Source organism: Chlorogloea sp. CCALA 695 (genome assembly GCF_003003885.1).
Lineage (GTDB): Bacteria > Cyanobacteriota > Cyanobacteriia > Cyanobacteriales > Chroococcidiopsidaceae > Aliterella.
Genome location: NZ_PVWN01000003.1, coordinates 80,525 through 95,248 on the forward strand (window position 1 = coordinate 80,525; position 14,724 = coordinate 95,248).

At 43.1% G+C, this 14,724-nt stretch carries 12 protein-coding genes; 8 read left to right on the forward strand and 4 right to left on the reverse strand.

The window, feature by feature from the left end:
* The first annotated feature begins 115 nt into the window (after positions 1–115).
* From carB to mutT, 4 genes are all read left to right on the forward strand, one after another.
* Positions 116–3,397, forward strand: a complete 3,282-nt coding sequence (gene carB / locus C7B70_RS02855; RefSeq protein WP_106367566.1) for a carbamoyl-phosphate synthase large subunit — start codon at positions 116–118, stop codon at positions 3,395–3,397.
* A gap of 428 nt (positions 3,398–3,825) precedes the next feature.
* On the forward strand, positions 3,826–4,785 hold the full coding sequence (locus C7B70_RS02860; RefSeq protein ID WP_106367567.1) for an RNA polymerase sigma factor, RpoD/SigA family: 960 nt from the start codon (positions 3,826–3,828) through the stop codon (positions 4,783–4,785).
* A gap of 152 nt (positions 4,786–4,937) precedes the next feature.
* Positions 4,938–5,270: a DUF760 domain-containing protein gene (locus tag C7B70_RS02865; RefSeq protein WP_106367568.1), complete on the forward strand. Its 333-nt coding sequence runs from the start codon at positions 4,938–4,940 to the stop codon at positions 5,268–5,270.
* 65 nt (positions 5,271–5,335) lie between these two features.
* Entirely contained in the window at positions 5,336–5,728 is a 393-nt protein-coding gene (gene mutT, locus C7B70_RS02870) for an 8-oxo-dGTP diphosphatase MutT (RefSeq protein WP_106367569.1), read from the forward strand.
* On the opposite strand, the gene C7B70_RS02875 is transcribed toward mutT, so the two are convergent.
* The 4 genes from C7B70_RS02875 to C7B70_RS02890 all read right to left on the reverse strand — a co-directional run bounded on the left by C7B70_RS02875 (position 5,716) and on the right by C7B70_RS02890 (position 10,565).
* Entirely contained in the window at positions 5,716–6,891 is a 1,176-nt protein-coding gene (locus C7B70_RS02875; RefSeq protein WP_106367570.1) for a histidine kinase, read from the reverse strand. The genes mutT and C7B70_RS02875 overlap by 13 nt on opposite strands.
* Before the next feature lie 181 nt (positions 6,892–7,072).
* Positions 7,073–8,098 (reverse strand): M42 family metallopeptidase, encoded by a 1,026-nt coding sequence (locus tag C7B70_RS02880; RefSeq protein WP_106367648.1) that lies wholly within the window; start codon positions 8,096–8,098, stop codon positions 7,073–7,075.
* A gap of 61 nt (positions 8,099–8,159) precedes the next feature.
* Positions 8,160–9,104, reverse strand: coding sequence for an SGNH/GDSL hydrolase family protein (locus C7B70_RS02885; RefSeq protein ID WP_106367571.1), 945 nt, complete (start codon positions 9,102–9,104; stop codon positions 8,160–8,162).
* A 150-nt stretch (positions 9,105–9,254) separates the two neighbouring features.
* Entirely contained in the window at positions 9,255–10,565 is a 1,311-nt protein-coding gene (locus C7B70_RS02890; protein ID WP_106367572.1) for an S-layer homology domain-containing protein, read from the reverse strand.
* A 139-nt stretch (positions 10,566–10,704) separates the two neighbouring features.
* On the opposite strand from C7B70_RS02890, the gene C7B70_RS02895 reads away from it, so the two are divergent.
* From C7B70_RS02895 to C7B70_RS02910, 4 genes are all read left to right on the forward strand, one after another.
* Positions 10,705–11,169, forward strand: coding sequence for a CBS domain-containing protein (locus tag C7B70_RS02895; RefSeq protein ID WP_106367573.1), 465 nt, complete (start codon positions 10,705–10,707; stop codon positions 11,167–11,169).
* A 26-nt stretch (positions 11,170–11,195) separates the two neighbouring features.
* Positions 11,196–11,858, forward strand: coding sequence for a phycobilisome degradation protein NblB (gene nblB, locus C7B70_RS02900; RefSeq protein ID WP_106367574.1), 663 nt, complete (start codon positions 11,196–11,198; stop codon positions 11,856–11,858).
* A 555-nt stretch (positions 11,859–12,413) separates the two neighbouring features.
* A complete protein-coding gene (locus tag C7B70_RS02905) occupies positions 12,414–14,270 on the forward strand; it encodes an ATP-binding protein (protein ID WP_106367575.1) in 1,857 nt (618 codons plus the stop codon).
* Positions 14,263–14,628, forward strand: coding sequence for a response regulator transcription factor (locus C7B70_RS02910; protein ID WP_106367576.1), 366 nt, complete (start codon positions 14,263–14,265; stop codon positions 14,626–14,628). Before C7B70_RS02905 ends, C7B70_RS02910 begins: the two co-directional genes overlap by 8 nt.
* Positions 14,629–14,724 lie beyond the last annotated feature (96 nt).

Here is a 14,724-nt window from a genome sequence, read left to right on the forward strand (position 1 = left end):
GCGCCCTGTCCGTACACAATATGAATTGCAAAAATGATAAATAAATAGCAACGAGAATTACATTAGGCGCTTAAAATAGTCAGGATTTGCCTATTCGTACTACGAATTAACTACTATGCCCCGCCGTGACGACCTCCATAAAATTTTGCTACTTGGCTCTGGGCCAATTGTAATTGGACAAGCCTGCGAGTTTGACTATTCTGGAACTCAAGCGTGCAAAGCACTGCGAGAAGAAGGTTATGAGGTGGTACTGGTCAATTCTAATCCTGCCACCATTATGACCGACCCGGAAACCGCCGATCGCACGTACATTGAGCCACTAACACCAGAATTTGTCGAAAAGATTATTGCTAAAGAACGTCCCGATGCTTTACTACCAACAATGGGTGGACAAACGGCTCTAAATATAGCTGTGGCTTTAGCGAAAAGTGGCGCATTAGAAAAGTACAAAGTAGAACTGATTGGCGCAAAATTGCCAGCTATCGAAAAAGCTGAAGACAGGCAATTATTTAAAGAAGCAATGGATCGCATTGGGGTAGCAATGTGTCCTTGCGGTACAGCGTCAACGGTCGAAGAATCAAAGGCTGTAGCGCAGTGGATTGGCTCTTACCCCTTAATTATTCGTCCAGCCTTTACTATGGGTGGTAGTGGTGGCGGTATTGCCTACAACCAAGAAGAATTTGAAGAAATGGCCCAAGTAGGGATTGATGCCAGCCCTGTTTCCCAAATTTTAATTGATAAGTCTTTGCTCGGTTGGAAAGAGTACGAACTAGAAGTAATGCGCGATTTGGCAGATAACGTTGTAATTATTTGCTCGATTGAAAACCTCGATCCGATGGGCATTCACACCGGAGACTCAATTACTGTTGCTCCGGCGCAAACGCTTACAGATAAGGAATATCAGCGCTTGCGCGATATGGCAATTAAAATTATCCGCGAAATTGGCGTAGAAACGGGCGGCTCTAATATTCAATTTGCGGTTAATCCGGTAAATGGCGATGTAATTGTCATTGAAATGAATCCCCGCGTTTCTCGTTCTTCGGCGTTGGCTTCTAAAGCTACAGGCTTTCCGATCGCTAAGTTTGCGGCAAAGTTGGCGGTAGGTTATACCCTAGACGAAATTACTAACGACATTACTAAAAAAACTCCCGCATCTTTTGAACCAACTATTGACTATGTAGTTACAAAAATTCCCCGGTTTGCTTTTGAAAAGTTCCCCGGTTCAGAACCTGTGTTAACTACGCAAATGAAGTCTGTAGGCGAAGCTATGGCAATTGGACGTACCTTTAACGAGTCGTTTCAAAAAGCTTTGCGGAGTTTGGAAACTGGGCGCGCTGGTTGGGGATGTGATCGCCCAGAAAAATTACCCAGTGGCGAACATCTCCGCCCTCAATTGCGAACTCCTAACCCCGAACGGATTTTTGCTGTGCGTCAAGCGATGCTTTTAGGGATGAGTGTAGAGGAAATCTATGAGCTAACAGGCATCGATCCTTGGTTTTTGGACAAAATGCAAGTTTTGATCGACACGGAAAAGTTTATTAAAAGAACCCCGTTAAATCAGTTGACAAAAGAGCAAATGTATGGAGTTAAACGCGAAGGATTTAGCGATCGCCAAATTGCTTTTGCAACCAAAACAACAGAAGACGAAGTTAGAATTTATCGCAAGCAGTTAGGGGTGATTCCGGTTTATAAAACTGTAGATACCTGCGCCGCCGAATTTGAGGCTTTGACTCCTTACCACTATTCTACCTACGAGGAAGAATCGGAAGTTAGACCCTCGGACAGGCAAAAAGTGATGATTTTAGGCGGAGGGCCAAACCGAATCGGACAGGGAATTGAGTTTGATTACTGTTGCTGTCATGCAAGTTACGCCCTCAAAGCGGCGGGATTTGAGACAATTATGGTCAACTCTAACCCCGAAACTGTATCGACTGATTACGATACAAGCGATCGCTTGTATTTTGAGCCGCTCACTAAAGAAGATGTCCTCAACGTCATTGAAGCTGAAAACCCCATCGGGATAATTGTTCAATTTGGCGGTCAAACTCCTTTAAAACTTGCAATACCATTGCAAAGATATTTAGCGGCAAATGCCGATACCTTATCAACAACCAAAATTTGGGGAACTTCTCCCGACTCTATAGATACAGCCGAAGACCGCGAACGTTTTGACAAGATTCTTAACGAGCTAAAGATTACTCAACCAGCCAATGGCATCGCCCGTAATTTCGACGATGCTTTAGTTGTTGCTGGAAAAATCGGCTATCCCGTAGTTGTGCGCCCTAGCTACGTTTTAGGCGGTCGGGCAATGGAAATTGTTTACTCTGACGCAGAATTAGAGCGGTACATGGTTTATGCGGTGCAAGTAGAACCTGACCACCCGATTTTAATTGATAAGTTCTTAGAAAATGCGATCGAGGTTGATGTAGATGCGATCGCCGACCATACCGGAAAAGTAGTAATTGGTGGCATTATGGAACATATCGAGCAAGCAGGAATTCACTCCGGCGACTCGGCTTGTTCTTTACCAACAATCTCGCTACCTACAGCCGTTTTAGAGACAATTCGCACCTGGACAACCCAATTAGCCAAAGCCTTAAATGTGATTGGTTTAATGAATATTCAGTTTGCCGTTGTCAATGCCCACAGCTACAACCCCCAAGTCTACATTATTGAAGCAAATCCCCGCGCCTCGCGTACTGTACCTTTTGTCTCGAAAACAACGGGCGTACCTTTAGCAAAACTCGCCTCCTTAATCATGTCAGGCAAAACCTTAGAATCGCTCAACTTTACGAGTGAACCTACCCCTAGCCATATTGCTGTTAAAGAAGCCGTGTTACCCTTTAATAAATTTCCTGGAACAGATACAATTTTAGGGCCAGAAATGCGCTCTACCGGGGAAGTAATGGGCATTGACCGCGACTTTGGACGGGCATTTGCCAAAGGTGAATTAGGCGCGGGACAGGTACTACCGTTAAGCGGCACAGTATTTGTATCATTGAGCGATCGCGATAAAGTTTTGGTAGTTCCCGTCATCAAAGAATTTATTGAGCTAGGCTTCCACGTTTTAGCCACCGATGGCACGCGCCGCACGTTGCTTGAGCATGGTTTAAAGGAAGTTGAATTAGTCCTAAAACTCCATGAAGGTCGCCCCCATGTCTTAGACGCGATGAAAAACCACAAAATTCAACTTATTATTAACACACCTTCCGGCTCGGAAGCTCAAACCGATGCTCGGTTAATTCGTCGTACCGCCATAACTTACAAAATCCCGATTATTACTACCATTGCTGGCGCTAAAGCTACGGCGGCGGCAATTCGCTCCATGCAAAGTACACCTTTAGATGTCAAAGCCTTACAAGACTACTTACAGCCTAGTATTGCTGCGGGGGTTTGAGCCAAAAACAGTATTAGCTGCCATAGAAAAATCCAATTAGGTTTCTAGAAACATAGTTGCTTAGAGCGTGTCTGCTATTTGTTGGGGGTTTGGAAACAGACTCCCCAAATCATGGGCTTCTACAACTAACCGAACCCTAGGAAAAATTGTTAAATCTTTCCCGCCAAATATCCCTAAAACAAGTAGTCATAAATATTCATAAATGTTACAATTATTAATGTAATTAAAATTTGATTTAAGCCAAAATAAAAAACAACTTAGTGTATAATTGACGCTCCCCCCTATGTAAGTTTACTGACTAATGAAAAATTATTTGTAATCGGAGTTGACAATAACTCATAATTATTGTACTAAGACTGTAAAAACATTGAACTATAAAGCGCTCCCATTTTCCTGCCAAGCCCATTAATAATAAAAAAAGTAGCGTTATGAAGACCGCTCAGACTGCCACCGACCTAGTACGTACATACTTGCGTGAAATTGGTCGCGTACCCCTGCTAACCCACGAGCAGGAAATTTTATACGGAAAGCAAGTACAGCGTTCGAGCGCCTTACAAGTAGTAAGAGAAGCGTTAGTCGCTGAACATGGACGCGAACCAACTTCTGATGAATGGGCAAAAGCCAGTGATGTAGAAGATAGTGAAGAACTGGCAAAAATCATCGCCGCCGGAGAACTCGCCAAGCGCAAAATGGTAGAAGCAAATTTGCGTTTAGTAGTATCGGTTGCCAAAAAATACATTAAGCGCAACGTAGACTTGCTCGATTTAATCCAAGAAGGAACCATTGGAATGCAACGGGGGGTAGAAAAATTTGACCCCACAAAAGGCTATAGGTTCTCAACTTATGCTTACTGGTGGATTCGTCAAGCAATAACGCGCGCGATCGCCGAAAAAGGGCGAACCATTCGTTTACCTATTCATATCACCGAAAAACTCAACAAAATTAAAAAGGCTCAACGCCAGCTTTCCCAGAAATTAGGGCGCGCACCGACGGCGGCAGAACTGGCTACTGAGCTAGAACTAACTACTAAGCAAGTTAGAGAGTATCTAGAAAGAGCGCGTTTACCCCTATCGTTAGATTTGCGTGTGGGAGATAACCAAGATACGGAACTTGGGGAATTGCTAGAAGATACGGGCGCTTCCCCCGAAGAATTTGTGATGCAATCTTCTTTGGCGAGCGACTTAGATTTATTGATGGCAGATTTGACACCGCAGCAGAGAGAAGTATTGATATTACGTTTTGGTTTAGCCGACGGACAAGCGCTAACTTTAGCAAAAATAGGCGATCGCCTTAATATTAGCCGCGAACGAGTCAGACAAATTGAACGCGAAGCCTTGACTAAACTCCGCAAGCGTAAAGCCGATATGGATCAATACCTCGCAAGCTAAGGCTAAAAGCAAGAAACCACGCCAAAATAGGTTCGGTTTCATCGACTTCAAATCAATACCTAGCTTGTTACATTAGTTAGCACAAAGCAAAATTCTAGGCAACCTAGGCAACAAATTAAGCTACGGAAGCCCAAACCCAACGGAGGCATCAAGTGAGCAATTCACCCAATCAAATCTCAGAGTTTTTCAACGGCGAATCAGAAAATACTAACTTGCTGTGGCATTACGTCCAATCTCTGAATCCAGAAACAATTAATCAGCTATCTAAGCCTAGTTCTGGTGAAGTTTTCCAAGTCATGGAGCGTAATATAGTTGGGCTTTTGGGCGGTTTACCTTCGGAACACTTTGATGTCACAATTAGCACCAACCGGGAAAATTTGGGCAGGCTTTTAGCTTCAGCAATGATTAGCGGCTATTTTTTGCGTAACGCCGAACAAAGAATGACCTTTGACAAAGCTTTGCAAGCATCAGAAGTCAGCGAGTAAAGTAAATTTGAATTCTTTAAAACAAGGGTAGACTAACTTTTGGTCTGCCCTTGTTTTGATAATTTATGATTAAAAAAACTATTGGTGTGGGCGTAATTTGGAACCAGCAAGGGCAGATTTTAATCGATCGCCGTCGCCCCACCGGAGTATTAGGCGGTTTTTGGGAGTTTCCGGGCGGCAAAATTGAAACTGGGGAAACTGTAGAAGAATGTATTAAACGAGAAATTTGGGAAGAATTAGGAATTGTAATTGAAGTTGGCAAGCACCTAATTACGATCGCCCACACTTATACGCACTTAAACGTTACATTAGTTGTGCATCATTGCCAGTATATAGATGGCGTACCGCAGCCCATTGAATGCGACGAAATTCGCTGGGTAAACTTAGAGGAATTAGACAAGTTTAATTTTCCTGAAGCAAATTTTCAGATTATCGCCGCTTTGCGTCAGGCTGGATAAATGGGAATTGTAAAGTGAAAACAACTGCCCCCACTAAGAGGCGAATCTACCCAAATTTGCCCATAATGGGCATTAATAATGCTTTGACATAGAGATAAACCAATTCCATAGCCATCAAGGGTTTGATCTCGTTCTAGACGCACCCGCTCTTCAAAAATGCGATCGCGCGCCTCTGGTGGAATCCCAGGGCCAGTATCGCAAATACTTACTTGGGCTTTTTGACTGGTACGGTGTAACACTGATAGACGAATCGTGCCATTTTCTGGCGTGTATTTAATCGCATTATCTAACAAGTTAACTAATACCTGCCGCAGCCTTTCGCTATCAGCATAGACACAAGGTAAATCCGCCGGAAGATCGGTTTCTAAAGTTTGAAACTTGGCTTGAGAGCGATCGCCCTGAGAACTTAAAACTTCAGTGCAAAGCGCGTTTATATCTAATTTAGTTGGTTGAATATGCAATTGAGCGCCCGTACCGTGAGCTACCTGCAATAATCCCGCAATCATGCGATCGATACTTTTAGCTTGATTCCGAGCTTGTTTAAACAACTGAGCGGCTAATTCTGGCTTGAGGCGAGAAACTTTGTTTTCTTGAACAACTAAATTTGCTTCTAAAGTTTCCAGCGCAATAGATACTGCCGTCAAAGGATTGCGGAGATCGTGAGCAAGCATAGCAATTACTCGATCTTTGAACTGTAGTTGCTCAGTGAGTTTTTCTTGTTCTCGCTTTAAACGGAAAATTTCGTCAGTAAGTTTGATTAATTCAGCAGAGTCACTCACAGAACGAATCGTTGATTGGGATAAGTTGATATTATAGTCTTGGTCTAAAATTTCGGGAAGTTGCGCTACTTTTAAGTACGCTGCTACCGATTGTTGCCAGCGAAACCACCAAGTTTTTATTTGCACGTCTAAATTGCTACCCGCTATAACTTGTACGGGGTGAATTTTGACTAAAGCAGGCGTTGCTACGAGCTTAAAATGTTCTACTAAATAGGGCTGTTCGCCCACATTGATAATTTGCAATTGCCAGGGGTAATCGGCTTGTAACTGTTTGAGATAACGGCGAATTTCTAATTCTTGACTTCGCGCACTCGGACGTTCATCAACAAATAGTAATAGTTGAAGCGGTACTTGGGAGTAAGTAGACTGGGGCAAAACCTGCATACAAACTGTTTTCAGCACTGAAAACAGGCAACTTTTTGAATTTGGGCGGAAGTATAAACTAATAATGTATTAGATTTACTTCTATATAAATTTAATATTAATTTAAGATTTTGAACATAGGTATAGCTCAATATTTACCTTAACTTCTCACAATCAAGATTTTTAAAACGCCAACATCTACTTACTGAGAGCTTTTGTAACTAAAACTTATCGCGCCTTCAGGGGTTTCACAAAAAATCTGGAGTAGTTCGGCGCAAGCAGAAATCGCCCCCAAATGGGCAATCTCAAACCCATGAGTATTTTGGGTAGGAAAAGCCAAACACGCCGCACGGGCGACATGACCTAGTTTCATGGCAATAGAGCCATCACTACCAAAGCCGCTAATTGCTGCTAGTTGGACGGGCATATTTAGTTGTTTTGCTGCGTGACGCAGTTGGGCGTTTAAGCCTTCATCGTAAATTCCGTAACCATCTTGAACTAAAATCACTGGTTTAGCTCCGTCTTCTATAGGGTACTCTGGGGCTAAAGGGCAAATTTCTAAAGCAATTAAGGCATCTAATCGTTGCTGCCCACTAAAATAAAGCGCTCCAATCGCGCCTACTTCTTCCTTAGCGGAGGCGACTAAATAAGTATCGTAAACAGGTTGAGTTAGGTTTTTTGCTAAAGCAAGCAATATAGCGAGGGAAGCTTTGTTGTCTAACGTATAACTTGCAATATAATCTTTTAACCTAACTGGGCGCTTGCGGTGTTTGCCTATTACAATGCGCGTTCCAGGGCGTACCCCAGCTAATTCTAATTCTTCCGCAGTGCATTTAGTTTCAATCCAAGCATCTTCCCAACGCACCGCCTTATCTTCAAAAAGCTGTTTTTGGGGCGATTCGTGGGAGACATGGCGCGAACCAAAGCTAAGAATACCGCTAATAGTGGCATTATCTCCGAGTAAATCGACAACACCTTCGCCGTATACCCAAGGAAAAGAGCCGCCTAATTTGCGAGCCGATACGGTACCATCAGTTCCGATAGTTTTGGCGATCGCCCCTATTTCGTCTTTATGCGCTGTAATAGCAATAGAACCAGCTTCTCGTCCAGGAATTTTAGCAATAATATTGTCTGCTTTGTCTTGCCAAACTTCAACGCCAATTTCGGCAAAGCGGCGCAGTAATAGCTGATTAATCTCAGTTTCTACACCGCTAGGAGAATGGTGCATAACCAATTCTTCAATGGTTAGAAATAGCTCGTCGTAGTTTAAAAAATTATTGCTCAAAGGACTAAGGGATAAGAGTCGTTTTTTTGTACTTGCGTTTAGCTATTGCGCCAAAGCCTAATGCGCCAAAAGCTAGTATCCCAATGCCGCTATTAGGTTCGGGAATGGGCTGAGAATTTAACCTTTGTGAAGCTAAGTCGCCAATTAGTTCATGCGCCGCCGTTGTAGGATGTAAGTCGTCCCAGAATAAATATTCATTAGGGTTTGAACATATACTAGCGGCAGTTAAGTTTAAGCAAGTATCGGTGACATTTGTAAACCCAAATAATGATGGAGTTGCGATCGCATCGGCAAATAGCGAACTTACATCAACGTCGTAAATATCTATACCATTACTTAAGCTCAGGCTATCAAGTACGCTATCTAAGCCCGAATTATGGGCATTAGTTAAACCAGTAAGGCTACTTGAAAAAATACTACTACTGGTCGCGGGAAGCTGCCCCAAGTCTGGTAAGTTCAATACTAAAAAGTTTTCTGCGCCATAATCTGCAAGGGTAGTAATAGAACTTGCTAAATTACTTACAGGTACGCTAGGGTTAGTGATCCCTGCGCCAAGATAGTCATTAGAACCCGCCCAAACGACGTAAAGCGCATCAGAATCGGCAAAAGAATTAGTGGCTTGAAAATGAGTAATTTGCTGCTCTAGCCCAATCAAACCGGATACAAAGGTATTGACACTGCCAGTAGTTGCACCAGCGAAAGCATAATTAGTTGTAGTTGCGCCTAAGTCTTCTGACAAGTATTCTATCCACAGGCGATCGTTAGAAGCACGTCCTTGGTTATAAGGCGGACTAGGAGGCAGCAAACTCCCCGTTGCAGCAAATAAATTGCCCGTATCTGACAAGCTATCGCCAAAAACATAAATATCTGTAAAGCTGGCTGCAAATGCCCGTAATGGAAACAAGGAAGATAGAAAAACAATACCTATAGTCAAAAATAGTTTTTGCATAAGGAAAAATGTCCTAAGTTTGCCTATTGTTTTCATTGCTCTAGCTTAAATATGCGCTGCTTTTTACAAGTACCAGCAAAAATACTTAAACTTTTTCAACTATACCAAGTGTTTAAAATTTATTTCTAGATTAAAGTCTCCTATCTTAAACTACTGAGGCGGAGGTTCTATCGTTTCTGGCGTACTGTTACCTTTATTAATCTGCAACATTTCTTGAGCCGATAAGCCCTCCGTAGCGTTGCCAAAGTACCACAAAACGGCAGCAGCTTCGGCACGAGCAACAGTTTTTTTAGGTTGAAACAAGGTTGTATAGCCAAAAGCGCGGCGAATATTCGATCTGTCGCTATTTTGAAAGTCTGCAAGAATTGCCCGTAATGCTTTAGGTTCAATTTTCCCCGCATCTTGAAAGCCCCAAGTATCTTTTACGGCATCTAGCGACGCATTAGGCAGGGCTTGGCGGGTATCTAAAGGAACTTTCCAGGCAATTAACTGTTCGCGGGTTAAAGGCGCGTTAGGGCGAAATAATACAGCGCTGCTATCTCCCGATAAAGCACTAGGAATTAAGCCAGCGTCGGCTAATCCTTGAATTGCAGCAAAATCTGGATCGCTTGAGGGGACATCTTGAAAGGTTTTTTGGTTGCCAAAAGCCGCCTCTCGAATTTGCAACGCCGGACGGCTGCTATTAATTTGATTATTAGCTGCAAACAGTAAACGGGCGTATTCGCGGCGAGTGATAGTTTTTGCTGGGTAAAATAGCTGGCTTTGAGTGGTTTTATTAGCTGGATTTGGGAGAGACAATATACCTAATGCTGCCAAATCCTGAATATATGGGCGCAATTGTTGCGGCGCTTTGTCTATATCTGTAAATACTTGAAACGTCGTTGTTGCAGTAGTAGGCGATGGTGTACTAGGCGATGGTGCTACAGGGCCAATAAAGTTTTCATCCCCACTTTGAGGAACTGAGGCGGTTGAATCTGGGGTAGTTTGGGTTGTAACTCCATTGCGAACATACTCAATCGTAAATTGTGTCGCCCCTGGTGAATCTTGAATTGCTACGGTTGCTTGCACATCGTTTTTAGTGGCGATTAAAGCGTTGCTTTGCTCTGTTGGCTGGCTGACAATTTGCCAATTTTGAGCTTGTAACTGGTTTTGATAAAAGCTTGTAACTAGGTTCGCAGGATCGGAACTAACCCAAGTAGTTAATATAATTGATGTATCTGCCGTTGGTGTTGCTGGAATTACTCCTTGCAATTGAGCATTGGGATAAAGCGGAAAATCTGTCGGTAAGCCAGCAATGGGTTGAGAGGGGCGATCGCTTTGTCCGTTTTCTGTAGCCGATAACCGAGGCTCGGCGCTCAATATTTGCTCTAAATTATTGCCTGTAGTACCATTTGCACAGGCTGTTAATACGCTCAGTACGAATAAACTAACAATTTTGGCAGCAAGTTTGTCTGGCAACACGGCAAGTAAGAAAAGAAACTATCAGTTCCTACGCTAACGCAATTCAATTAAGTAGTAATAATCATTAAATTAAATCCGGGCGATCGCCGCTAGTTTCTACAATAAAAGTAGCAAATTTTAACTGGTAGTAGTTCAAAAAATGTCTAGAACCGTTGCTGACGCGATGACTCCTACGCCCATCGTTGTTAAGCCCCAAACTCCCCTAAATGAGGCTGTTAAAATCATGGCAGAGCGCCGAATTAGTGGGCTTCCTGTCGTTGGAGAAGACGATCGCTTGGTGGGGATTCTCTCGGAAACTGACTTAATGTGGCAAGAAGCTGGTGTTACCCCTCCCGCCTATATTATGTTTCTCGATAGCGTAATTTATCTGCAAAATCCTGCCACCTACGAACGCGACTTACACAAAACTTTAGGGCAAACTGTAGGCGAAGTTATGAGTAAAAACCCTTTGAGTATTGCTGCCGATAAACCCCTGAAAGCCGCCGCTCAATTGCTACACGATCGCGATATCCGGCGTTTGCCTGTAGTTGATGGCAATAAGCTCGTAATTGGCATCTTAACTCGCGGTGATATTGTCCGCGCTATGGCTGCAAATCAAGACTAAATTATCCTTTTAACCACACAAATTAAATGACTGCTAATTCTGAATCTATCAAGCAAAAGCTCACCTCCGAAGACTTGGGCGAAAGATTACGGGCGGTAAATCAAATTCGCGAACTAGAAGATAAAAAAATTGCTTTTGACTTGATCCAAATTGCCACAAGCGATCGCAATACCCGCGTTCGTTACGCGGCGGTAAGTCAAATGGATACTTTGGGCGGACAAGATTTACAAAAATCCCTAGAATTGTTGCTCGAAAGGCTGCACAACGACCCCGAACCCGACGTACAAGCCGCCGCCGCCGATTGTTTGGGCGCTTTGAAACTTACTGAGGCTTTTGAAGACTTGCAGCAACTCTATCACAGCACTCCTGAATGGCTAGTAAAGTTTAGTATTGTGGCGACTTTAGGCGAGCTTGGCGATCCGCGCTCCTTTGACTTGCTTAGTGAGGCACTACAATCGGATAACGATCTAGTCCAAACGGCGGCGATTAGCTCTTTGGGAGAATTGGGCGAAAGCCGCGCTGTTGAGCTATTAGTTCCCTATGCGACAAATTCTGACTGGCAAATTCGCTATCGGGTTGTTCAAGCTATGAATAATTTGGGCGGCGATCGCGCTCGTGCTACTTTAGAAGCCTTGGCAAAAGATGATGTAGAGGCTGTAGCTACCGAAGCTCAAAGCTATTTGCCTTAATTTAACTCAAAGAATCTATCATCCCTAGAGACATTTCCTAAAATGTCTCTACTGCAAGGTTTTTTAACTCAAATTCGATTGCCCTAGAGCGATTAACTTTAGGGTTAGGTATGGATTATGGATATTTGTAATTGGTATCTTTAGGAACATCAATAATTATCTATAAATTTTGCTATAACGATTAATCAAGTTGGGGAGGTGATTTAGCTCATCCAACACGGCAAGGCGCACTATCAGGGGATATAAAATTATGGATATGTGAGAAAAGGACAAGTTTTGCGAGTTCCTAAAGGAGCCGTCAAAGAGCGGATTATCTTCATCAACCGCATCTTTGGAGGGGTTGCATAATCTAAACCCCTACAACAGACATTCTCTGTTCTCACAAAGTTTTTGCAATACAACCTTTTTCTCCCCCTTCGAAGCGAGAGGGTGTGCAAATTATTTATATCTAGATTTACCGACTCACTGCCGTATTTACACTGAACTTATCTCAATTTTGATTTAATCTTATCAAAATTGGGAATTATTAAGATAGACCTAATCTCAGCACCAACTATGCAATTTAATAATCGGCTTCTGAATCTAGAGAACCAGGCGCAGAAACCTATAGTACATCCACCAGAGCAAATCAACTATGAGCGGATCTTAGCCAAGATTGCCCTCCATATCCGCCAATCTCTTAATCTGGATGAAGTTCTTAATACCGCAGTAGCTGAAGTCCGGCAATTTCTCCAGACAGACCGAGTGGTTATTTACCGCTTTAAGCCAGACTGGAACGGTATTGTAGTTGTAGAATCTGTAAGCCCAGACTGGCTACCTACCCTAGGAGTATTAATCCCAGACACTTGTTTTACTACCGAGACTCATATTCTGCCTTACAAGCTGGGTCGCGTCCGAGCTATAGAGGATATCTACACAGAAGATATTGCTCAGTGTCACGTTGAATTACTAGCTCGGTTTCAGGTCAGATCAAACTTGGTAGTCCCTATCTTGCAAGGGGAGAACTTGTGGGGACTGCTGATTGCTCATCACTGTTCAGCGCCACGACGATGGCAGCCTTGGGAAATTGATTTGTTGGAACAATTGGCAACGCACATGGCGATCGCTATTCAGCAGTCGGAACTGTATCTACAGACCCAAACTGAATTAATCAATCGCCAACAGGCAGAAGCCGCTCTACAGGAAGCTAAGAATGAACTTGAAATCAAAGTGGCGGAGCGAACTCGTGAACTTAGAACAACCAACCAGCTAATGCAGAGCGAAATTGTTGAGCGTCAGCAGGTTGAAGTGGCATTGCAGAAGAGCCAGAGAAAGCTGAATACCTTAATTGACTCGCTTCCAGGCATTGTCTTCTCTTCTGCAAACGATCTTAAGTATTCAATGACATACCTCAGTGAAGGTTGCCTTACGCTCACTGGTTATACAAGTGAAGAACTCACGGGGAATATTAAGGGTGCATACAACTGTATTGTTCATGAGTGTGATTTACAAAAACGTCTTAATACGATTGAGACAGCAACCGCTCCTAAGCAACCTTACATAGTTGAATATCGTATTCGTACTCAATCGGGTCAAAATAAATGGCTATGGGAGAAAGGCAATAGAGTGTTTGATAGCAACGGTGAAGTGAGTTTTGAGGGATTCATCATCGACATTACAGAGCGCAAGCAGGCGGAAGAAGACATTCGCAGTGCTTTGGAGAAAGAAAAAGAACTCAATGAACTCAAGTCCCATTTTGTGACCATGACATCCCACGAGTTCCGCACCCCTTTAGCCACTATATTATCTTCTGCCGATATACTCCAAAAGTACAGCCACAAGCTGCGTGAGGAGCAGAAACTTACCCATCTTCAGCAGATTCAAACAACTGTCAACCATATGACTCAGCTTTTAAACGATCTGTTATTAGTTGGCAAAGCCGCATCAGGAAAAGTACAGTTTGAGCCAACACCACTGGATTTGATCTCCTTGTGCCAAGCTTTGGTTAAAGAATTAGAACTGATTAATAACACCCATGCGATCGCCTTTGTAAATAAAGGTAATTGTACTACTGCCTGCATGGATAAAAAATTACTCCGACATATCCTCAGCAACTTGCTCTCCAACGCTATCAAATACTCAGTTTCTAGTAGCATTGTCCATTTTGAGCTTACTTGCCAACAGGGGGAAGTGATTTTCCACATCCAAGACGAAGGGATCGGTATTCCCGCATTAGACCAAGCCCAAATGTTTGAGCCGTTCCATAGAGCCAGCAATGTCGGCACTATTTCAGGTACAGGACTGGGATTAGCGATTGTTAAAACCTCTGTAGACTTACATGGTGGCACTATTATTGTTGCTAGTGAAGCTGGAGTTGGCACAACGTTTAGAGTCACAATTCCATTAGATAACCGGATAGAAATAAATGACTAAAATTTTAGTGATAGAAAACGAGCAACTCCTGCGAACCAATACTATTCAAGTGCTTGAATTTGAAGACTTCCATGCGATTGGCGCAGAAAACGGTCTTGTGGGTGTACGTTTGGCACAGGAACAGATACCTGATTTAATTCTTTGCGATGTGATGATGCCGCAACTCGATGGTTACGGTGTGCTGGTTGGATTGCGCCAAAATCCAGCTACTACAAAAATTCCCTTCATTTTTACCACTGCTAAAGCTAGTAAAGCCGATCTGCATCAAGGGATAGAACTAGGAGCCGATGATTTTCTTACTAAGCCTTTTACCTCCGATCAACTTTTGGCAGCGATCGCTACCTATTTGAAAAAATAGGGAGCCATTACTGGTGCGTTCATTAAAGGCAGCGATCGCACTTGAGCCAATTATTGGGAATACTAATTAGTGAAACCAAGATCGCCTCTCTATTGG